Origin of the sequence: Diaminobutyricimonas sp. LJ205 (assembly GCF_009755725.1) — a bacterium.
Taxonomy (GTDB): Bacteria; Actinomycetota; Actinomycetes; order Actinomycetales; family Microbacteriaceae; genus Ruicaihuangia.
The window spans coordinates 1273357-1294844 of record NZ_CP046619.1 but is presented as its reverse complement, the minus strand read 5'-3'; the positions used below and the strand labels follow the sequence as shown (position 1 = coordinate 1294844).

Annotated in this window: 21 protein-coding genes; 1 reads left to right on the top strand and 20 read right to left on the bottom strand. The window is 67.1% G+C overall.

The window, feature by feature from the left end:
• Positions 1–97: 97 nt before the first annotated feature.
• The 20 genes from GO591_RS06150 to GO591_RS06055 all read right to left on the bottom strand — a co-directional run bounded on the left by GO591_RS06150 (position 98) and on the right by GO591_RS06055 (position 20286).
• Positions 98–1018 carry an RluA family pseudouridine synthase gene (locus GO591_RS06150; RefSeq protein WP_157156012.1) on the bottom strand — a complete coding sequence of 307 codons (921 nt, stop codon included), beginning with the start codon at positions 1016–1018 and terminating at the stop codon, positions 98–100.
• A 4-nt stretch (positions 1019–1022) separates the two neighbouring features.
• Positions 1023–1523 (bottom strand): signal peptidase II, encoded by a 501-nt coding sequence (gene lspA, locus GO591_RS06145; protein WP_232466292.1) that lies wholly within the window; start codon positions 1521–1523, stop codon positions 1023–1025.
• Between the two features lie 64 nt (positions 1524–1587).
• Positions 1588–2316 (bottom strand): DivIVA domain-containing protein, encoded by a 729-nt coding sequence (locus tag GO591_RS06140; RefSeq protein ID WP_157156011.1) that lies wholly within the window; start codon positions 2314–2316, stop codon positions 1588–1590.
• A gap of 138 nt (positions 2317–2454) precedes the next feature.
• The gene (locus tag GO591_RS06135; RefSeq protein WP_157156010.1) at positions 2455–2751 is read right to left on the bottom strand and encodes a YggT family protein; all 297 of its coding nucleotides are present in this window, start codon (positions 2749–2751) and stop codon (positions 2455–2457) included.
• 9 nt (positions 2752–2760) lie between these two features.
• Positions 2761–3237 carry a cell division protein SepF gene (locus GO591_RS06130; RefSeq protein WP_157156009.1) on the bottom strand — a complete coding sequence of 159 codons (477 nt, stop codon included), beginning with the start codon at positions 3235–3237 and terminating at the stop codon, positions 2761–2763.
• Between the two features lie 36 nt (positions 3238–3273).
• Complete coding sequence (locus tag GO591_RS06125; RefSeq protein WP_157156008.1) at positions 3274–3948, bottom strand: YggS family pyridoxal phosphate-dependent enzyme; 675 nt, start codon at positions 3946–3948, stop codon at positions 3274–3276.
• Positions 3948–5132: a cell division protein FtsZ gene (ftsZ, locus tag GO591_RS06120; protein ID WP_157156007.1), complete on the bottom strand. Its 1185-nt coding sequence runs from the start codon at positions 5130–5132 to the stop codon at positions 3948–3950. Before ftsZ ends, GO591_RS06125 begins: the two co-directional genes overlap by 1 nt.
• A gap of 168 nt (positions 5133–5300) precedes the next feature.
• Positions 5301–6287, bottom strand: a complete 987-nt coding sequence (locus GO591_RS06115) for a cell division protein FtsQ/DivIB (RefSeq protein ID WP_232466291.1) — start codon at positions 6285–6287, stop codon at positions 5301–5303.
• Between the two features lie 10 nt (positions 6288–6297).
• Complete coding sequence (murC, locus tag GO591_RS06110) at positions 6298–7707, bottom strand: UDP-N-acetylmuramate--L-alanine ligase (protein ID WP_157156006.1); 1410 nt, start codon at positions 7705–7707, stop codon at positions 6298–6300.
• Positions 7704–8795: an undecaprenyldiphospho-muramoylpentapeptide beta-N-acetylglucosaminyltransferase gene (gene murG / locus GO591_RS06105; protein ID WP_157156005.1), complete on the bottom strand. Its 1092-nt coding sequence runs from the start codon at positions 8793–8795 to the stop codon at positions 7704–7706. The genes murC and murG overlap by 4 nt, the downstream gene beginning before the upstream one ends.
• Positions 8792–10096, bottom strand: coding sequence for a putative lipid II flippase FtsW (gene ftsW, locus GO591_RS06100; RefSeq protein ID WP_157156004.1), 1305 nt, complete (start codon positions 10094–10096; stop codon positions 8792–8794). Before ftsW ends, murG begins: the two co-directional genes overlap by 4 nt.
• Positions 10056–11594 carry a UDP-N-acetylmuramoyl-L-alanine--D-glutamate ligase gene (gene murD / locus GO591_RS06095; protein ID WP_232466290.1) on the bottom strand — a complete coding sequence of 513 codons (1539 nt, stop codon included), beginning with the start codon at positions 11592–11594 and terminating at the stop codon, positions 10056–10058. Before murD ends, ftsW begins: the two co-directional genes overlap by 41 nt.
• Complete coding sequence (mraY, locus tag GO591_RS06090) at positions 11591–12679, bottom strand: phospho-N-acetylmuramoyl-pentapeptide-transferase (protein ID WP_157156002.1); 1089 nt, start codon at positions 12677–12679, stop codon at positions 11591–11593. Before mraY ends, murD begins: the two co-directional genes overlap by 4 nt.
• On the bottom strand, positions 12676–14094 hold the full coding sequence (locus GO591_RS06085) for a UDP-N-acetylmuramoyl-tripeptide--D-alanyl-D-alanine ligase (RefSeq protein ID WP_157156001.1): 1419 nt from the start codon (positions 14092–14094) through the stop codon (positions 12676–12678). The genes mraY and GO591_RS06085 overlap by 4 nt, the downstream gene beginning before the upstream one ends.
• Positions 14091–15638, bottom strand: coding sequence for a Mur ligase family protein (locus GO591_RS06080; protein WP_157156000.1), 1548 nt, complete (start codon positions 15636–15638; stop codon positions 14091–14093). Before GO591_RS06080 ends, GO591_RS06085 begins: the two co-directional genes overlap by 4 nt.
• Positions 15639–15651: 13 nt before the next feature.
• Entirely contained in the window at positions 15652–17418 is a 1767-nt protein-coding gene (locus tag GO591_RS06075) for a peptidoglycan D,D-transpeptidase FtsI family protein (RefSeq protein ID WP_157155999.1), read from the bottom strand.
• Positions 17419–17466: 48 nt separating this feature from the next.
• Entirely contained in the window at positions 17467–18117 is a 651-nt protein-coding gene (gene ftsL, locus GO591_RS06070) for a cell division protein FtsL (RefSeq protein WP_157155998.1), read from the bottom strand.
• Positions 18114–19064 (bottom strand): 16S rRNA (cytosine(1402)-N(4))-methyltransferase RsmH, encoded by a 951-nt coding sequence (gene rsmH / locus GO591_RS06065; RefSeq protein ID WP_157155997.1) that lies wholly within the window; start codon positions 19062–19064, stop codon positions 18114–18116. Before rsmH ends, ftsL begins: the two co-directional genes overlap by 4 nt.
• Positions 19065–19168: 104 nt before the next feature.
• The gene (mraZ, locus tag GO591_RS06060) at positions 19169–19600 is read right to left on the bottom strand and encodes a division/cell wall cluster transcriptional repressor MraZ (protein WP_157155996.1); all 432 of its coding nucleotides are present in this window, start codon (positions 19598–19600) and stop codon (positions 19169–19171) included.
• Between the two features lie 308 nt (positions 19601–19908).
• Complete coding sequence (locus tag GO591_RS06055) at positions 19909–20286, bottom strand: DUF3040 domain-containing protein (protein ID WP_157155995.1); 378 nt, start codon at positions 20284–20286, stop codon at positions 19909–19911.
• Between the two features lie 80 nt (positions 20287–20366).
• Here GO591_RS06055 and GO591_RS06050 point away from each other — a divergent pair, with 80 nt between their 5' ends.
• Entirely contained in the window at positions 20367–21488 is a 1122-nt protein-coding gene (locus GO591_RS06050; protein WP_157155994.1) for a polyprenyl synthetase family protein, read from the top strand.

The following is a 21488-nucleotide window of genomic DNA, read 5'->3' as shown; positions in this document are numbered from 1 at the left end:
CGTGCAAGTGCACGAAGGAATCGTTGCTGGAAGGCACTGGTTCTCCGTCTAGCTTGGGGTGGATATCCAGCTTAGGCCGGACGTACGACGCTTCGGTTCAGGCCGCGCGGAGGGTGTCCAGGGCGCGCTGCAAATCGTCCGGATAACGGGTGGAGTACTCGACGTAATCGCCGGTGCCCGGATGCCGGAAGCCCAGCCGCACGGCGTGCAACCACTGCCGGGTGAGGCCCAGCCGCGCCGAGATCGTCGGGTCGGCTCCGTACATGGTGTCGCCCACGCACGGGTGTCGCTGGGCGGCCATGTGCACTCGGATCTGGTGGGTGCGCCCGGTCTCGAGGTGGATCTCCAGCAAGGACGCGCTCGGGAACGCCTCAAGCGTCTCGTAGTGCGTCACCGACGGCTTGCCATCCGAGGTCACCGCGAACTTCCAGTCGGATGAGGGATGCCGGCCGATCGGCGCGTCGATGGTGCCGCGCAGCGGGTCCGGGTGACCCTGCACGACCGCGTGGTAGACCTTGTCGACTTCACGGTCATGGAAGGCGCGCTTGAGTGCCGCGTAGGCGCGTTCGCTCTTCGCCACGACCATGGCCCCGCTGGTGCCCGCGTCCAGGCGGTGCACGATGCCGGCTCGTTCTGAGGGCCCGGATGTCGCGACCCGGAAACCGGCTCCGGCGAGGGCGCCGAGCACCGTGGGGCCCTCCCAGCCGACCGAGGGATGCGCGGCGACGCCGAGCGGCTTGTCGATCACGATGATGTCATCGTCGTCGTGCACGATCGTGAGCTCGGGGACGACGACCGGGATCACGGTCGGCGGCTGCTTCGGCTGCCAGCTGACCTCGAGCCATCCGCCAGCACTCAGCCGATCCGACTTGCCGAGGACGACCCCGTCAAGTGACACTCCCCCGGACTCGGCGGTCTCTGCGGCGAAACTGCGAGAGAACCCGAGCAGCTTCGCGACGGCGGTATCCACGCGTTCCCCGACCAGTCCGTCGGGGACCGGGAGGCTTCGATGCTCCATCGGGCTACTGAACGTCGGCGCCGGGCGTCGGCGCCGGCTCCGGTTTCGCTTCCACGGTGCGCTTTCCGTCGAGGCCGATGCCACGCACAGTGAGGATGATGAACAGTCCCATGCTTGAGACGATGAAGATGTCGGCGACGTTGAAGATCGCCGGGAATCCCCACACCTGGATGAAGTCGATCACGTGACCCTGGCCGAAGCTCGGCTCCCGGAAGAGCCGGTCGGTGAGATTGCCGAGGGCGCCGCCGAGGAGCATCCCGAACATAAGCGCCCAGGCGACCGACCGGATCCGTCGGGCGAAGGCCAGGATGAACACCACGACCCCGGCCGCGACGATCGAGAAGATCCAGGTCATGCCGATGCCGAACGAGAACGCCGCACCCGGGTTCTTCACGTACCGGAAGGTGAGGAGTTCGCCGAGGATCGGTACCGGGTCGCCGAGCGCGAAGTTCGTCGTGATCAGAAACTTGCTGCCCTGGTCGACGACGTAAACGACCACTGCCACAACAGCAAGGAGGGCGAGCGCCAGAAGGCTGACCTTCGTGGCGCTTGCCCTCCCCGCTTGTGGCTCAGTTGTTTCCGGCAAAACCGCTGTAGTTCGCCGGCGGGGTCGCGGCAGAGCCGAAGCCCTGCGACGACGAAACCTTCGCCGGTCCGCTGGAGTCGGGCGACTGGCCGCCGGCCGTCGTCGACGAGTCGAGTTCGCGCAGCTGCCCTTCGATGTAGCCGCGGAGCTTCTGGCGGTACTCACGCTCGAAGGTGCGCAGCTCGTCGAGTCGGTGCTCGAGAAGTGCACGCTCCTGGTCGAGCGAGCTGATCTGCTGACGCTGCTTGGCCTCGGCCTCGGCAACGATGCGGGCCGCAGTGGCGTGACCCTCGGCGATCAAAGCGTCGCGCTTCTCAACGCCCTCGCGGACGTGCTCTTCGTGCAGGCGGCGAGCCAGCTGAAGCAAGTTGTTGGTGTTCGTGGGGTCGACCGCGCCGGCGTCGACGGCCGGGGTCGGGTACGCGAGCGCCGGAGCGGCGGGCGCGGGTGTGGGCGGCGCAACGACCGGAGCCGGGGTCGTCTCGGCAGGGGCGGAAGCGGCCTGCGACGAGCCTCCGCTGCGCTGCAGCTCGCTGATCCGGGCGTCGCTTGCCACGAGTCGTTGACGCAGTTCCTCGTTCTCCTGATTCAGGCGGCGAAGCTCCACGACGACCTCGTCAAGGAAGTCGTCGACCTCGTCCTGGTCGTAGCCCTCGCGGAACTTCGTTGGCTGGAACCGCTTGTTGACTACATCTTCAGGCGTCAAGGCCATTACCGTCACCTCTATCACTCTCTGTCACGGACCGTGGAACGTGATCTAACGCTAGCAACTCCGCGGCCGAATTCTGGGACGCTGCGAGTGGCTTAACAGTACAACGCGCCGATGGACGTCCGCGGCGAGCCGGACGGCTCAGCGCGCGTTGCCCACGATCCACATCAGGATGATGCACGCAATCAGAACGATAGTCCACCCGAAGTCCAGGGCGGCGGCGCCGATCCGGATCGGCGGCAGCACCTTACGGACCGCGCGCATCGGCGGATCGGTGACCGTGTAACTGGCCTCCGCAACCAGCAGCAGGAAACCCTGCGGTCGCCAGTTCCGGGACAACACGCGCACCCAGTCGAAAACGAACCGCGCCCACATCGCGATGAAGAAAATCAGGAGCGCGTAATAGACCAGGTTGGCGACGATGCTTACGACTACCACCGGTTCAGATTACTGCTGGGAGAAGAACGAGGCCTCGACGTCGGACTCCTCGGTCGCGCCCTCGCCACTGACTGCGACGTGCGCAGGCGAAAGCAGGAACACCTTGTTGGTGACTCGTTCGATCTTCCCGTAGAGGCCGAGGGTCAGGCCGCTGGCGAAGTCGACCAGACGTTTGGCGTCGGGCTCGGTCATCTGAGACAGGTTGATGATCACCGGGATGCCCTCGCGGAAGCTTTCGGCGATGACCTGGGCATCCTTGTACTGACGCGGGTGCACGGTCAGGATCTCGTTCATTTCGGCGTTTCCCGTGTTCTTCTGGGGGGTCGCTCGGCGCAACGGAGTCACCGGGGCCCGGGTGGCTTGCGGTACGGGTGCAGGCTGCGCGGCGACGGGAGCGGCCGGCGCAGGGCTGGCCTGGTTCTCGTACTCGAATTCCTCGTCGGCGAGTCCGAGATACACCATGGTCTTGCGCAGCGGGTTAGCCATTTCAATACCTTCCGAGATGAAGCCTTGGTCGCTAGATTAACCGCGGCCCGGCCGATTTCCAGTGATTGCCGTGCCGATCCGGAGGTGTGTCGCACCTTCGGCGATGGCATCGGCGAAGTCTTGCGACATCCCTGCCGAGATTGCCGTGGCTGCGGGAGCAAGCGATTGAACCCGATCGGAGGCCGCCCGCACACCAGCGAAGGCTCGCCGCGGCTCAACTTCCAGCGGAGCAACGGCCATCACCCCCAGCAGTCGAAGACCCGGGGCCGCCAGTACCTTTTCGACCAGGAGTTCGAGCCCAGTCAGTTCCACCCCGCCGCGGGCAGGATCGTCGGTCAGGTTCAGTTGCACGAAGCAGTCGATCGGCTCGCCCTCGGCCAGTGCGTCGACGAGCGCCTCGCGGTCGATGGAGTGGATGACGCGCGCGTAACGCCGCACCTGACGAGCCTTCTTCGACTGCAACTGGCCGACGAAGTGCCAGCTGAGGTCGAGGTCGGCGAGTTCCGCCGCCTTCGACTGCGCCTCCTGGTGACGGTTCTCGCCCACGTGGCGCACGCCGAGGGCCGCCAGTTCCCGAACCAGCGAGGCCGGCTGGAACTTCGTGACCACGATCGTGGTGATCTCGCTCGGGTCTCGCCCGGCATCCCGCGCGGCCTGGTCGATCCGCGCGGACACCGTGGCGAGCCGGTCGGCGAGTGGCGAGTTACTCACTACTTGAGGAAGTCGGGGACGTCCAGTTCGCCGTCGTCGTCGAAGTCGCGGTCGATGGCGGTGGTGTGCGGGAGCTCAGGCTCCACCGCCCAGGAGGCGACGGGGGCGTGCTCACCGGTGGCTGCTGCCACGCTTTCACCGACCGGGGTCACCGCGGGCGCGCCGACTGCGGCGGCCGAGGCTGCGGCGGCCGCATCCACGTACGTCGAGCGACGGTCCTTGGCCTTCTGCGAGGGCTCTCCCCCGTCGAAGCCTGCGGCGATCACCGTGACGCGTACCTCGTCGCCGAGCGTGTCGTCGATGACCGCACCGAAGATGATGTTGGCCTCGGGGTGCACGGCTTCCTGCACCAGGCGGGCGGCGTCGTTGATCTCGAAGATGCCGAGGTTCGACCCACCTTGGATCGACAGCAGCACGCCGTGCGCGCCGTCGATGGATGCCTCGAGCAGCGGACTGGCCACGGCGAGTTCGGCAGCCTTGATCGCGCGGTCAGCGCCGCGCGAGGATCCGATGCCCATCAGCGCGGACCCGGCGCCCTGCATGACCGACTTCACGTCGGCGAAGTCGAGGTTGATTAGGCCGGGCGTGGTGATCAGGTCGGTGATGCCCTGCACACCGGCGAGCAGCACCTGGTCGGCGGTCGAGAACGCCTCGAGCATACTGATTCCGCGGTCGCTGATCTCAAGCAGCCGGTCGTTGGGGACGACGATCAGGGTGTCGACCTCGTTCTTCAGCGTGGCGACACCGGCCTCGGCCTGAGCCTGCCTGCGTTTGCCTTCGAAGCTGAACGGCTTGGTGACGACACCGATGGTGAGCGCGCCGATCGACTTGGCGATCCTTGCGACGACCGGGGCGCCGCCGGTTCCGGTCCCGCCTCCTTCGCCCGCGGTGACGAACACCATGTCGGCGCCGGCGAGAGCCTCTTCGATCTCTTCGGCGTGGTCTTCGGCGGCACGACGGCCGACCTCGGGATCGGCTCCGGCGCCGAGGCCGCGGGTGATCTCCCGGCCGACGTCGAGCTTCACGTCGGCGTCGCTCATGAGCAGCGCCTGTGCGTCGGTATTGATCGCTACAAACTCGACGCCGCGCAGGCCGAGCTCGATCATACGGTTGACGGCGTTAACGCCGCCTCCGCCAATACCGACCACCTTGATGACGGCGAGGTAGTTCTGGTTTGATGTCACGTCCGGCCTCCGGGGAAACTTTCAACCTCAACTTGAGGTCTAAAGTTATGCTCAGTATGCATTTCTTGATTCTGACGGTATGGCTCGGCAGGGCTCGCTGGCGGCCGATTCCCCCGCGTGTCGCGAATCGCTTCCGATAGTCGTCGCGGGAGCTTGAAAACCGCTGAATCAGGCGGGTCGGAACACTGCGATCGAGGGAGCCGAGACATCGAACTCGCCCGCCTGGGCGGGGTCGGTCTGCTTGATCAGCTCGCTGAGCACGCGCGCCTTCTGCGCGGAACTCTCCGCGCTCCCCCACGTGACTCGCTGCCCGACGCCGCGGAGGATCAAACTGACATTGTCCTTGCTGGTTGCGGTCACCGAATCAATGTTCGCCCTCAGATCGGCGGGCACGGCAAGCAGCACCTCGACAACAGACTCGAAGGCGACGCCGTCGGTGCCCTGTCCGCCGAGATCGATCAGCGGCAGCCCCTCGATCCGGGTGGGGGTCTCGCCGATCACGACTCCGGCCGGATCCAGCAACTGGAAGACGGCGCCCGACGCCGTTGCAGCGATCGGTTGCCGCTCGGTGATCCGAATCACCAGCGTGTCCGGTGGGACCGTTTCGGTGACGAAGCTGCGGATCAGCGGGAAGTTCCCGAGCTCGTCCTTCACCCGGCCCAGGTCGAGCAGCGCCAGTGGGGTGCCCAGTTGGTCGTCGACCGCGCCGGTCAGTTCCTCGGTGCTGATGCGCTCGGCACCCTCGATCTGGATGGTCTTCAGTGCGAGGGCCGGCGAGAAGACGGCGATGCCGACCGCGACGATGAGCGCGGTGAACGCGCCCCCCACGGACAACCAGGTGATCCGCCTGCGTCGGCTGCGCCGGGTGAACCGTCGCACCTCGGCCAGCTCGAACCGTTTCCGGGCGGCTTCCGCCTTGCGAAGGGCTCGCCTTGCCTGCCGCTCGGCTGCTGCCGGCGATGTGGTGCGCGGCTCGCGCGGCGGCCGTGGCTCGCGCAGTGCTCGCGGCTCGCGGGGTACCCGGACCTGACGCGCCGGCGCCTGCTCGCCGCGTCCTGCCTGCGGTCCGGCCTTCGGTCGAGCGTCCGGGCTGGCCTTGGACGGCGGTGGCGTGGGCGGCGCGGGGGGCCGGTCGAATCCCTCTGGTCGCTTCACTGATGCTCTGCTACTTCGTGCCGGATTCCAGCGCGGTCAACACCTGCGGAATGATGCGATACACGTCGCCACAGCTCAGCGTCATGATGATGTCGCCGTCCTGCGCGATCGCGGCCGCGCGGTCGGCTGCCTGCTGCCAATCGGGCAGGTAGTCGACGTGGCTGGCGTCGGTGAAGCGCTCGGACACCAGCGCGCCGGTCACGCCGGGTTCTGGATCCTCGCGCGCCCCGAACACATCGAGCACGACGGTGTGGTCGGCCAGCGACTCATAAGTGGTCGCGAACTCGCCGGCCATCATCCGGGTGCGGCTGTACAGGTGCGGCTGGTGGATCGCGATGATCCGGCCTTCGCCGACGACCGAGCGGGCGGCGCTCAGCGCGGCGGCAACCTCGGTCGGGTGGTGGGCGTAGTCGTCGTAGACGCGCACGCCGCGGACGGTGCCGTGCAGCTCGAAGCGTCGCCCGGTTCCGCCGAAGCGGCTGAGCCCATCGACCACGGCGGCAGGGTCGAAGCCGAGACCGGTGAGCACGGCGAAGGCGCCGACCGCGTTGAGGGCGTTGTGCAGGCCGGGTACCTGCAGCTGCGTCCGGTAGTCGTTCCCCTGGTAGGCGATGCTGAAGGCCACTGCCCCGGAGGTCTCCACCGAGTGCAGGCGCACATCGGCGGCGGCATCCTCACCGAAGGTGACCATCCGCTTGCCCGGGTGTTCCGCCCGGAGCGCCTCGGTCACCCGGATCGCGCCGGGGTCGTCGCTGGATACGACGACCAGTTCCGACGCGGCCGCCGCGAACCGGACGAACGCCTCGTCGAAGGCCTCGTGCGAGCCGTAGTGGTCGAGGTGGTCGGCGTCGACGTTGGTGATCAGGGCCACCGCGGTGTCGTAGAGCAGGAAGGATCCGTCTGACTCGTCCGCCTCAACGACGAAGAGCTCGCCCGAGCCACTGGCCGCGCTGGTGCCGAGAGTCTGGATCACGCCGCCGTTGACGAAGCTCGGGTCCTCGCCGAGTTCGATCAGGGCAGTCACGATCATGCCGGTCGAGGTGGTCTTGCCGTGCGCTCCGGCAACGGCGATCAGCCGCTGCTGGTTGATCAGCCAGGCGAGCGCCTGTGACCGGTGCAGCACCGGGATGCCGCGGCTCAGTGCGAGCTGGTACTCGGGGTTGTCCTGCCAGAGTGCTCCGGTCACGACGAGCGTGTCGGCGTCGCCGACGTTCGCGGCGTCGTGGCCGATCGCGATGGTGGCGCCGAGCGCCCTGAGTTCTGCGACGGCATCCGTTTCGCGCAGGTCGGATCCGGTGACGGTGTGCCCGGCGCCGAGGAAGAGGCGGGCGATCCCGCTCATTCCGGAACCGCCGATTCCGACGAAGTGGAGCTTGCCGAGTTCGGCGGGGATTTGGACGGAGAAGTCGGGCTTGATCATCGCTTCAAACCTACGCGCTGCTTCGCCGCTTCGGCGACGAGGTCTGCCATCCGGTCGGCACCGTCCCGCACCCCTACGGTGCCGGCGCGAGCGGCCATATCGGCGATCCTGGCTCGGTTCTGCAGCAGCGGCACCAGCTCGGCGGCGACCCACTCCGGGGTGAAGTCCTTGTCGAGGACCAGCCTCGCACCGCCCGCGTCGAGCAGGTCACGGGCGTTGTACCGCTGCTCGCCGTTGCCGACCGGGTAGGGCACGAACACGGCGGGCACGCCGAGAGCGGCCAGTTCGGTGACGGTGGCGGCGCCCGAGCGGGACACGGTGAGATCCGCGGAGGCGAGCGCGAGTTCCATCCGATCGCAGTAGCGCAGCAGGTGGTAGCCCGGCAGATTCGGGTCTTCCAGGTCGGACTTCTCACCGGTGATGTGCAGCACCTGCCATCCCGATCCGAGGATCAGCGCGATCGACTCGCTCACGGTCTGGTTGATCCTGCGTGCCCCGGTCGAACCGCCGGTGACCAGCAGGGTCGGCTTCAGCGGGTCCAGGCCGAACTCTTCGTTGCCCTCAGCGCGAGCGACGATCTTGTCGAGCCGTTCGATCTCGGGCCGCAGCGGCATCCCGACCAGGCGGGAGTGGCGCAGTTTGGTGGCGCGGAAGGTGACGCCGACGAACCGGGTGAGCAGGGCGCCCAGCCGGTTGGCGATGCCGGGACGGGCGTTGGCCTCGTGCACGGCCAGCGGCACCTTGGCTTGCGCGGCGGCCACGTACGCGGGCGGGCAGACGTAGCCGCCGAAGCCGACGACGACGTCGACGCCACGCGCGTCGAGGTACTCTCGGGTCACCCGCACCGCCTCGCGGAACCGCCCAGGGAATCGGATGGCTGCCCGGTTCAGCTTGCGCGGGAACGGCAGCTTCGGGATGGTCAGCAGCTCGTACCCGCGTTCGGGCACCAGCCGTGCCTCGAGCCCCTCGGCGGTGCCGAGCACCAGGATCTCGGCATCCGGCTCCCGTTCGCGAAGCCGGTCGGCAACCGCGAGCAGCGGGTTCACGTGGCCGGCGGTGCCTCCACCGGCGAGCAGGTAAGTCGTCATGGGGTGGTGCGGCTCCGTTGTGCGGCTGCCCAGCGGGATCGCTCGGCGGGGCTCATTCTCTGGTGGTCCTCGAGGTCGTGCTTGGGGGTCCGGGCAAACGAGAGTACAACACCGATCGCAAGGAGCGTTGTGATCAGCGCCGAGCCGCCAGCCGAGATCAGCGGCAGCGGAACGCCCAGCACTGGCAGTAGTCCGAGCACCACGGCGATGTTGACGAGCGCCTGCCCGACGATCCAGATCATCACCGCGCCGGTGGTCAGTCGAGCGAACGGATCCCGGTTGGCGCGGATGATGCGCACGAACGCGATCGCCAGCACCACGAACAGCAGCAGCACGACCACTGCGCCGATCAGGCCGAGTTCCTCACCGATGATCGAGAAGATGTAGTCGGTCTCGGCGTGCGGCAGCCACGACCACTTGGTCTTCGAGTTGCCGAGGCCGACGCCGAACAGTCCGCCGGAGGCGAGTGCCCAGGTGCCGTGTAACACCTGCCAGCAGTTGTTGAGGTACTCCTCGGGCGGGCAGCCGTTCAGCCAGACCTCGATCCGGTCGCGGCGGGACGAGCTCAGCTGGGCAACGATCAGGCCCATTCCGGCGATCGCGATCAGTGGCAGCACCAGGAAACGCAACCGCACCCCGGCGAAGAACAGCGAACCGAAGACGATCGCGAGCATGATGACGACCGTGCCGAGGTCGTTGCCGAGCAGCACCAGACCGATGGCGACACCCGCGACCGGAGCAATCGGCACGGCGACGTGCTTCCAGTCGCCGAGCAGTTCACGTTTGGTGGTCAGGATGAAGGCCAGCCACAGGCAGAGCGCGAGCTTGACGAGCTCGGACGGCTGAATGGTGAATGCGCCGAGGTCGAGCCAGTTCAGGTTGCCGCCGTAGCCGTATCCGAGTGGGGTGAAGACGAGCATCTGGAGCACCACGCCGACGACGACAGCGGGCCATGCCCATCGTTTCCAGAAGCTCGCAGGAAAGCGGGACACGACGAGCATGAGCGGCACACCGATGGCCAGGTAGACGCCCTGGCTGTGGAACTCCGCGAAGGCGTCCGATTGCTCCTTGAGCGACTGCACCGCCGAGGAGGACAGCACCATGACCAGGCCGAAGATGACCAGGAACAGCGTGGTGCCGAGCAGCAGGAAGTAGTTCCCGGTCTCCGCGGCGAAGATTCGTTTCACCGCGACGAACGCGACCGGGGCCTTGCGCTCTGCGTCGTCGCCCGTCTCGGTCGCGGCCGGGCTCTCGGGGCGGCTATCGGGTGTCGGGAAGGGGCGGCGTATCGGATGCTTCATCCGCTCCCCCTTCCAGGAACTCTCGCACGGCTGCCGCGAACCGGCGGCCACGGTCGGCATAGTCGGTGAACTGGTCCATCGACGCCGCCGCCGGCGCAAGCAACACGGTGTCGCCCGGTCCTGCGGCAAGACCCGCGAAGCGGACTGCTGCCCGCATCACCTCACCAGTTTCCGTCTCTTCGACCTCGTAGACCTTGAGCGCGGGGGCGTGTCGCCCGAACGCCTCACGCACCTCGGTGCGGTCGACCCCGATGATCACCACCGCGGCGAGCCGGTCGGCGTGCTGGGAAACCAGGGTGTCGATGTCAACGCCCTTGAGCAGGCCGCCGACGATCCAGACGACCGAGTCGAACGCGGACAGCGCAGCGTTCGCCGCGTGCGGATTGGTGGCCTTGGAGTCGTCGATCCAGCGCACGTCGGCGTGCACGGCCACCAGCTCGGTGCGGTGGTGGTCGATGCGGAACTCGCGCAACGCGTCGCGGATCACGGCGGGCTCGATGCCCACCGAGCGGGCGAGGGCGCAGGCCGCGAGCACATTCTGCACCGAATGCGGAGCGGCCAGTCCTACCTCGGCGAGCTCCTCGATCGTGGTCAGTTCGAGCGCGGAATGCCGTCGATCCTCGAGGAAGGCTCGGTCGCAGAGGATTCCGTCGACGATGCCGAAGTCGCTTGGTCCTGGCGCGTCGAGGCCGAACCCGATCGCTCGGGCACCCTCGATCACGTCGGCATCCTCAACCATCGCGCGGGTGATCTGGTCGGCCTTGTTGAACACGCAGGCGGCCCGGGTGTTGTCGTACACTTTCGCCTTGGCCGCCCGGTAGGCCGCGGCCGAGCCGTGCCAGTCGAAATGGTCGTCGGCGATGTTCAGGCACACGCTGGAGAACGGCATCAACTCGCCGCCCGGGTTCCGGTTGATCCAGTGCAGCTGGTAGCTGGAGAGCTCGATGACGAGGATGTCGAAGCCCTGCGGGTCGCGGATCGCGTCAAGCACGGGGATGCCGATGTTCCCCGCCGGGGCGACGCGCAGCCCGCCGGCCTTGATCAGCGTGGCGGTCAGCTGCGTGGTCGTGGTCTTGCCGTTGGTGCCGGTGATGCACAGCCACTCGGCTGGCCTGCCGACCTTGTCGCGCAGCCGCCAGGCAAGCTCGATGTCGCCCCAGATCGCGGTGCCGCGCTCCTCGGCCCATGCCAGCAGGGGGTGGTCGGGGTGGAAGCCGGGCGAGACGACCACGAGCTCGGGGTCGAAGCGTTCCAGCGCATCCGGGACGTTCGACAGGTCGGCCTGCTCGTGCAGGTCGGCGCCGATGATGTCCAGCAGTTGCCGGTGTTCGTCCGAGGCGCGGTCGGCGATGACCAGCACGCGGGCGCCCAGTTCGACGAGCGTGTCGGCGGCGGCGAACCCGGTGACGCCGACGCCGTAGACGGCGACCCGCAGGTCGCTCCAGTCGGCGTGCCAGCTGGTCAGGGTCGACAGTCGCTCGGACAGCCTGTTGGTCACTGTCTGACAGCCCATTCGAGGTAGAACAGTCCGACGCCTGCGGCGACGAACAGCCCGCCGATGATCCAGAACCGCACGACCACGGTGATCTCCGCCCAGCCCTTCAGTTCGAAGTGGTGGTGCAGCGGGCTCATCAGGAAGATGCGGCGGCCGTGGGTGAGCTTGAAGTAGACCCGTTGCACGATCACCGAGCCGGTGACGATGACGAACAGGCCACCGATCAGGATGATCAGCAGTTCGGTGCGGGTCAGGATCGCCAGTGCGGCGAGGGCGCCGCCCAGGCCGAGCGAGCCGGTGTCGCCCATGAACACCTGCGCGGGCGAGGTGTTCCACCAGAGGAAGCCGATCAGCCCGCCGACGATCGCCGCGGCGATCGTCGCCAGATCCAGCGGGTTGGAGGTTTCGTAGCACACGGACTCGGGCGCGCCGCTGAGACATGACTGGTTGAACTGCCAGAACGCGATGAGGATGTACCCGGCGAAGGCGAGGATCGATGCTCCGGTGGCCAGTCCATCGAGACCGTCGGCGACGTTCACGCCGTTTGAGGTGCCCACCGTGATCAGCACGACCCAGATGATGAACAGGATGCTGCCGATCACGGTGCCGAGCAGCATGAAGTCGAGTTCGGGGATGTCGCGGATGAACGAGATCGCCGTCGATGCCGGCGAGTTGCCCTCGTCGTCAGTGATGGTCAGCGCGAGCCAGGCGAACACCGCGCCGACGACGGTCTGCCCGATGATCTTCGCCCACGGCGTGAGGCCGAGGCTGCGCTGGTTGCGGGTCTTGGTGAAGTCGTCGATGAACCCGACCAGGCCGAGGCCCACCATCAGCAGGATCACCAGCAGGGCGGACGGGGTGATCGCCCCGCCGCCGATCAGTTTGCCGACGAAGTAGCCGACCACAGCGCCGAGGATGAAGATGATGCCGCCCATCGTGGGCGTGCCGCGCTTGGCGTGGTGCGACTTGGGACCGTCATCGCGGATGAACTGCCCCCACTGCAGGCGCTTGAACAGCCGAATGAACAACGGGGTGAGCAGCAGCGTGAACATGAGTGACACGCCTCCGGCAATGAGCAAGGCGATCACTTGTCAGTTCCTTCCGCCATGCCACCGAGCCGGTCACCGAGGAATCGGAGGCCGGCGGAGTTCGATGACTTCACCAGCACGACGTCGCCCGGCCGGAGTTGCTCATTCAACAGATCGTACGCCTGGTCCGCACTCTCAACGAGGACCGACTCCCCGTCCCACGAGCCCTCGAGACCCGCGGCATTGTGGATGTGCCTGGCACGGTGTCCGACGACCACGAGCTTGCGAATATTGAGCCGCACGACGAGACGACCGATGCGGTCGTGCTCCTCATCGGCGAACTCGCCGAGCTCGGCCATCTCACCGAGGACAGCGACGCTGCGCTGTTCGGGGGTGACGACCTGCGCGAGGGTCTTCAGGGCGGCCGCGGTGGAGTCCGGACTCGCGTTGTAGGCATCGTTGATGACGATGACTCCGTCGGGCCGCGTCAGCAGTTCCATCCGCCAGCGGGCTGCCCGCACGACCGATTCGATCGCCGGGATGGCGTCCGCCGGGTCGATGCCGAGGGCGGATGCCGCGTCCAATGCCGCGAGGGCATTCATGACGTGGTGCTCCCCGAGCACCCGCAGGTGCACCGGGAGTTCACGGCCGGCGGTGACCAGGGTGAAGTCGGTGCCGGTTGCCGAGGGGTCGATGTCCGCGGCGCGGAAGCCGGCGGCATCCGACAGCCCGAACCAGGCGATGCGTGCCTTGGTCTGCTGCGCCATAGCAACCACCCGGTGATCGTCGGCGTTCAGCACCGCAACGGCGCCTTCAGGCAGGCTGCGGACGATCGCGGCCTTCTCCTCGGCGATGGCATCGACGCCGCCGAAGTTGCCGGCGTGGGCGAGGCCCACCTTGAGCACGACGGCCACGTCCGGGGTGACGATCGACATCAGGTGCTGAATCTGGCCGGTGCCGGATGCGCCCATTTCAACGATCAGGTAGCGGGTGTCGTGCTCGATCCGCAGCATCGAGACCGGGGCTCCAACGTGGTTGTTGAACGAGCCGCGTGGCGCGACGGTGGGGCCGTGCTGCTCGAGCACGGCGCGCAGCATGTTCTTCGTCGTGGTCTTGCCGTTGGAGCCGGTGATCGCGACGATCTGCAGCGTGCCTGCAGCACGCACCCGGGCGACGACGCCGCGGGCGAGAGCAGCGAGCGCCTGGTAGCCGTCGGCGACGATCACCTGCGGGATCGGCAGGCTCAGGTCGTGCTCGCCGATCACCAGCGCGGCGCCCGCTTCCGCGGCCGCGGGAGCGAACAGGTGACCGTCGGTGGTCTCCCCCGCCAGTGCGAAGAAGATCGACCCTGGCTCGACGAGCCGGGAGTCCGTCTGAACCGACCCGTCGACGATGGTGTCCGCGCTCACGCCGGCAGGCGCGACCAGGCGTCCGCCGGTGAGCGCTGCGATCTCGGCGAGGCTGAGGGCGATCACGCGTCCCACCCCGCCTCGCGGAGCGCGGCGCGTGCCTCGTCGCGAGCGGAATAGGGAACCCGGACGCCCTCGACGTCGCGGTAATCCTGATGACCCGGCCCGGCCCAGAGGATCGTGTCGCCGGGACCGGCGAGGGATACGGCGTGCCGGATCGCCTGCTTGGGATCGGCGATCTCGAACTGCGGCTGGTCGGGGGAAGCTTCGCGGGCCGCCTGCACCAGAGTGGCGCGGATCGCGTGCGGGTCCTCGAATCGCGGGTGGTGGTCGGTGATGATCACGACGTCGGAGAGCTCCGCGGCGACCCTGGCCATGCCAGGACGCTTGGTCTTGTCGCGGTCGCCGGAGACGCCGAAGACGATGATGATCTTGCCTGGCGTGAACTTGCGCACGGCGGTGAGGGTGCGCTCGAACGCGTCAGCACTGTGCCCGAAGTCGACGTAGACCGAGGGGCCGGTGTCGCCGGAGATGCGCTCGGTGCGGCCAGGGAGGTAAGCGTCGATGCCGCCGCGGGCGTCGAGCGCGTGCGCGATGGCATCCAGCTCGAAGCCGGCCTCGACCAGCATCAGGATCGCCATCGCCGCGTTCGCGGCCATGTGCCAGCCGATCACCGGGACCCGGGTCTTGAGGCTCCGTCCTTCGGGACCGGACAGGACGAATTCGGTGTACGCCGAGTGCTCCTCGGTGATGGTCACCAGCCACTGCGGGTCGCGGTCGGCGAACGCCGACAGCGTGGTCACCGGGATTCGGGACTCGTCGACGACCTTCTGCCCCCACTCGCTGTCGAGCGACACCACTCCGCGACGGGCGCGGTCGGGGTCGAAGAGCGCAAGCTTGGCCTGGAAGTAGTCCTCCATGGTGCCGTAGTCGTCGAGGTGGTCGTGACTGAGATTGGTGAAACCGGCGACGTCGAAGACGATTCCATCGACCCGGTGCCGGGTGAGGGCCTGGGCGCTCACCTCGATGACCACCGCGCGCACCGCGCTCTCCCGCATGCGGGCAAGCAGGGCGTGCATTTCCGGAGCTTCCGGAGTGGTGAGCTTCGACGTGATGCTGAGGTCCCCGATGTGGCGCTCGGCGGTCGAGCTGAGTCCGGTCACCAGTCCCAGCTGCTTCAGGATCGCCTCGAGCAGGTAGGAGACGCTGGTCTTGCCGTTGGTGCCGGTGATCGCGAACAGCACGGGCGGCTCTTCCAGGGTGCGGTACACCCATGCGGAGATGTCTCCCAGGGCGGCGCGGGGCGAGTCGACGACGATGACCGGCAGCCCGCTGGCCGAGGCAACGGTTGCGCCCTCCGCATCCGTCATGATGGCGACCGCGCCGCCGTCCCGCGCCGCCTGCGCGTGGTCCGCGCCGTGGCTGTGGGCGCCGCGAACCCCGACGTACAGGTCGCCGGGGTGCAGGTCACCGGTGGAGAGAGTGACGCCCGTGATTTCAACGCCGTCAATGTCGCCGCGGTACTCGAGTTCGAACTCGTCGATGAGCCGGGAGAGAGATCGTGGTGACGGATGCTCCGGGCGTAGTACCGGGGGAATCCGATCGGTCACAGCGTCTTCTTTCTTACCAAGTAGTCGGCAGGTTGGGTGCGGGTTCTGTCGACGGCGGAACGCGGTACATGGTGAGTACCTGCGTCATGATTTTACGGAACGTCGGCGCCGCCGCGGCCGACGTCTTAATCGTATCCGGCTTGCCGAAGGTCACCACGACGGCGTACTTCGGGTCCTCCGCGGGAGCCACGCCCGCGATGGAAACCACGCGCTCATCGGTGTAAACGCCGTTCTCGGCCCATTCCGCGGTACCGGATTTCGCGGACACCCGGTAGCCCGGGATCTGCAGCTGGTTCTTCAGGAACCCACCGGTGACGACGGTTTCCATCATATGGACGCTCGAGTCGGCCGCGTGCTCGGAGACCACCCTGGCTCCCTCCGAGGTCGGCGAGATGACCGTGCCGTCCGGCATCGTGCACCCCTCGACGAGGGTCAGCGGCATCCGGACTCCGCCGTTGCCGAGGGTCTGGAAGATGCTGGCGACCTGTGCGGAGGTCGTCGAGACACCCTGCCCGAAGGAGATGTTCGCGGACTGGGTGACGCCCCAGCGTTCGTGATGGGGCAGGATGCCGCCGGACTCGCCGTTGAAGTCCACCTCGGTCTCCTCCCCCAGCCCGAACTTCTTCATGTAGTCGTAGCGCAGTTCATCGCTCATCCCGTCGGCGAGCATGGAGATTCCGATGTTCGAGGACTGCTGGACGATACCCGCGAGGGTCCACTGCATGGTCGGGTGACCGAAACTGTCCTGGATCACATCGCCGGAGGACAGCTCGAGCGCCCCGGGCACGGTGACCCTGGTTCCGGCGTCGGCGAGTCCCTGGTCGACCAGCATCGCTGCGGTCATTCCCTTGAAGGTGGACCCGGGTTCGTACGGGGTGGAGAACGCCCGGGACCCGAGGTCGAGCACGTTGGACGCGTCGACGTTGTTCGGGTCGACCGTCGGGTAGTCGGCGAGGGCCATGATGTGCCCGTCGGAGACTCGCACCACGACAGCGGTCGCCCAGTCGGCGCCGATCGCTGTCGCTTGTTCGCTGATCCGCTGCTGGGCGAACCATTGCAGGTCGGCGTCGATGGTCAGCTGCAACGTGCCGCCGTCGACGGCTTCCTTCTCGGTCACCGTGCTGCCGGGGATCTGAACCCCGTCCATCCCGCGCTCGTAGGTCGATGAGCCGTTCGTGGCCTTCAGGCAGTCGTTCTCGGTGAGCTCGAGACCGGCGCCCGGGCCGTCGGTATTCAGGAAGCCGACCAGGTTCCCTGCCACGGCGCCGTTCGGGTATGTGCGGCTCGGTCGGTTGTCGTAGTACAGCCAGGGCACCTTGAGCGCCTTCACCGCGGCCATCTGCTCGGCGGTGATGCCCTGCTTGATGTACATGAAGTTGGAGTCCGGGTCATCCGTGAGCTGCTTCTGCACCCTGGCCTGCAGGGCCGCGACATCCGTGCCGAGGGTTTCGGCTATCTCACGCACCACGTCCATGAGTGGCACGGTGACCTTGCTGCCGTCTTCGAGGCGGCGGTCCAGGTCGCCCATGTTCTGCGGGGAGGCGGTGACGTCGTAGCGCATCACACTGTCGGCGAGCGGGGTTCCGTTGGTGTCGAGGATGTCGCCGCGCGCGGCGTGGGTGGTCACGCTGACCGCGCGTTTGCCTTCGGACTGTTCGTTGAGCTCATCAGCGCGCACAACCTGAATGTCGACGAGTCGCACCGCGAACACCGCGACGAGCGCGAAGATTGCGAGCAGGGTGACCGAGAGCCTGGCGCGTGATGAGCGCGATGGTGTCACGAGGCGTCCTTCCGGTGCCGGTGTGGTGCGAGTGCTGGTGGTGCGTGCCTATCGGGTCGTCGGTGCGGGCAGGGTTCCCGAGTTCGACGCTACCGAGCCGCCAGTTTCCGATCCGGCAGGCGCGCCCGGCTGGGCCGGCCCCTGTGCGGTGGGCGCGGCGCTGCTCGTCCAGGTACCACCCTCGGGGGGCGCGGCGGGAGGGACGACCTGGTCAGGCGTGCTGGCACCGGCCAGCGGAACGCCATCGAGCAGCGAATTGGGCACCAGCAGGCTGCCGCCCGGGCCGATCACGCTTCCCGCGGTGGCATCGGCGGTGGCCGGTGCGCCGAGCACTGCGCCGTCGGTCAGGCGCAGGAACGCCGGGTTCGAGTTGCTGACCATTCCGAGCGCCTCGGCGCTGGCGGCGAGATGCTGCGGCGAGGCGAGCAAATCCAGTTCCTCGGTCAGGGTGCCGGCGCTGCGCGAGAGTTCCTTCTGCTCTTTCTGCAATGCGGAGATCTGATAGGCGCCGTCGCTCAGCACGATGCTGATCAGCAGTTGGGCGATCAGGATGGCGAATACCCCGCCGATGGTGACCGCGGCGTACAGCATGCGCGGACGGGCGCGGCGTTGCTGGCGGGTGGGGACGACCTCGATATGACGAGTGGGGCTCTCGGCCGGCGCGGTGGTCGGCAGCGTGTACGCGAGATTGGTGTTCATGCTGGCCTCACGATGCGGGTTGCTGCGCGCAAACGCACTGGCGTTGCACGCGGGTTCTCTGCTTTTTCTTCGGCCGTGGCGAGCTCAGCGCCGCGCACCAGCAGCCGGAACTGCGGGCGGTGCTCGGGCAACTCGACGGGGAGGTCCTGCGGCGTGGTCGAGGTGGACCGGGCAGCAAAGACCTTCTTGACGATGCGGTCCTCGAGGGATTGGTAGGCGAGCACGACGATGCGCCCGTCAACCTCGAGCGCATCGAGGGCGGCTGGGATGGCGCGCTCGAGCACGGAAAGTTCCTGATTCACCTCGATGCGAAGCGCCTGGAAGACACGTTTCGCCGGGTGACCGCTGCGCTGCACGGCCGCCGGGGTCGCCCTGGCAATGACCTCGACCAGGTCAGCGGATCGGGTGAAGGGCTGAAGCGCGCGGCGCTCCACGATCTTCCTGGCGTAGCGCGGCGCCAGCTTCTCTTCGCCGTATTCGTAGAAGATGCGACGCAGGTCAGCCTCGCTGTACTCGGCGAGCACCCGTTCCGCGGTGAGTTCCGAGGTGGAGTCCATCCGCATGTCCAGCGGAGCGTCCTTCGAGTAGGCGAACCCGCGTTCGGCGCGATCCAGCTGAAGCGAGGAGACGCCTAGGTCGAACAGGATGCCGGAGACGGTGCTGATGCCGAGCGAGTCGAGGGCCTGCTGGATGCGGTCGTAGACCGTGTGCACCAGGTGCACGCGGTCGCCGAATCGAGCCAGCCGCTCCCCGGCGATGGCGATCGCTTCGAGGTCGCGGTCCAGGCCGACCAGCGTGAGCTCGGGGAACCGCGTCAGCAGCGCCTCTGAGTGGCCGCCCATGCCCAGGGTGGCGTCGACGACGATGGCGCCCGGCGCCTGGAGGGCGGGGGCGAGCAGCTCGATGGTTCGTTCAAGCATGACCGGGGTGTGAATTTGATCGTTCATGAGTTACCGGGAGGCTCCTGGCTGCTGATCCCCATCCATTCCGACCTGGCACCGGGGAAGGTGTGTCAGGGCGATCGAACGGCTGGGAGTCAGCGGCCAGGGGATCAGAAGAGTCCCGGGATCACCTCCTCCTCGGTGTTTGAGAAGGCTTCTTCCTTTTCGGCGTAGTAGGCGTTCCAGGTGTCGGTCGCCCAGATCTCCGCACGGTTCCCTGCGCCGATGACGGTGAGGTCGCGGTCGAGTCCGGCGTAGTCGCGGAGATTCGCGGGGATGGTCACCCGGTTCTGCTTGTCGGGCTGCTCAGCACTCGCGCCTGAGAGGAACAGGCGCAGGTAGTCACGGGCCGCACGGCTGGTCAGCGGGGCCTGCCGGATCTTGTCGTGCTGCTCGGCGAAACCGTCCTCGCTGAAGACGTAGATGCATCGTTCCTGACCGCGGGTGAGCACAAGCCCTGCGGCCAGTTCATCGCGGAATTTGGCCGGCAGGATGACGCGGCCTTTCTCGTCGAGTTTGGGTGCGTAGGTGCCCAGAAACACGAGCGCCCTCCCCTCACTCAGCGGCCCCCGATTCGGGATACCTCCACTTTACTCCACTTTCAACCACTGGTCTAGGGTTTTCGGCATCCATTTTGCACGAAAAGCCCTCCACGCCCCCATTACCTAGCGGCAATGGGGAGTGGAGGGCGGTGGAGGGCGAACCCCGCTTTGGGGTGAATTCGGGCACAAAAAAGGACCGACCTGTTCGGTCGGTCCTTTTGCGGCGCCTTTCAGTGAGCCCCGGTTGGGGTCCTGGTCGCGTCGGTGGAGTGGTGTGGAGGGTCAGCGCGAGAGGTCAGCGCGGACGATCAGCGTCCGTCGGTTCGACGATCCCAACGGTCATTCAAGTTGTCCATGAAGGTGCCACCCTTGGCCTTCGACTTCGAGGAATTTCGAGCCTTGGCGGCATCCTCGGCACGAATTGCGCGTCGCGGAGGACTGACGATGGTGAGCACGCCGGCGAACATCAGAACGAACCCGAGCACGCCGACGAGGGGCTGTTGTATGGCCACGCCAGTGATGAGAACGCCCACACCGAGCAGGGCGAGCAGGATGCCGATCACGAGGACGGTGTAGTTCGGCTTTCCGCGCCGAGCTCCAACTGTTGCAACGAAATCTGCATCGTTTTGATAGAGGCTGCGCTCCATCTCATCCAAGAGCCGTTGCTCTTGCTCCGATAGCGGCATCTCGTACCCCCTTACGGATCGGGTTCGACGCTTGTACTGAATCCTCATTGTATGCCCCGGCCCACGGCTAGGCTAGGCGGGTGGCTGAGAGTACCCGGTTAGTTGATCTAGTGCAGGCCGAGCTTGATCGGTTCCTCGAGGACCGCGATAGTCACCTCATTCACATCGCGCCGGAGCTCGGGTCGTTCACCCAGTTCGCCGGCGACCTTCTGCAGGGCGGCAAGCGTTTCCGTGCGCTGTTCTGCTACTGGGGATGGCAGTCGATCGCGGGTCTGGAAAGCTCCTTCGATCCGTTGCACAACCCGTCGGATGACGCCGACCTGCCCGCCGTCGTGCTGACGGCGACTGCCCTTGAGGTGTTCCACGCCGCCGCGCTCGTGCATGACGACATCATGGACAACTCCGACCTTCGACGCGGCCGGCCGTCAGCGCACCGCCGCTTCGAGCAGGTGCACCAGGATTCCGGATGGCTCGGCAGCGCAGCAGGCTTCGGCCGGTCAGGCGCGCTGCTGCTCGGCGACCTGCTGCTCGGCTGGAGCGATGAGCTGCTGGATGACGCACTGTCCCGTCTGTCGCGGAAGGATGCCGGGGCCCTGGCCCGCGCAGAGTTCACGCGCATGCGCACCGAGGTGACCCTCGGCCAGTACCTCGACGTGCTCGAGGGCAGCGCCTGGCAGGGTCGCTCCGCTGCCGAACAGCTCGACCGCGCACGCCGGGTGATCATCTACAAGTCGGCCAAGTACTCGATCGAGGCGCCGCTGACCATCGGCGCGAGCCTCGGCGGCGGAACGCCCGACCAGGTCTCGTCGCTGCGGGACTTCGGGCTGCCGCTCGGCATCGCCTATCAACTGCGCGACGACATGCTCGGCGTCTTCGGCGACGCCTCGCTGACGGGCAAGCCGTCCGGCGATGACCTGCGTGAAGGCAAACGGTCAGTGCTGGTCGCCCTCACCCGCAGCGAACTGCCCCCTGGCGTGCTGCGCACGTTCGACGAACTGCTCGGGGATCCCGATCTCGACGCCCAGCAGATCAGCATGCTGCAGACCGCCATCCGTGACAGCGGAGCGGTGGAGAAGGTCGAGCGGATCATCGACAAGAACGTCGGAGCCGCGACAACCGCGCTCGCGAATGCTCCGCTCGCCGACCCTGCCAAGCGGGAGCTGGCCCGAATGGCCGAGACGGTCGTGCGGCGCGAGTCCTAA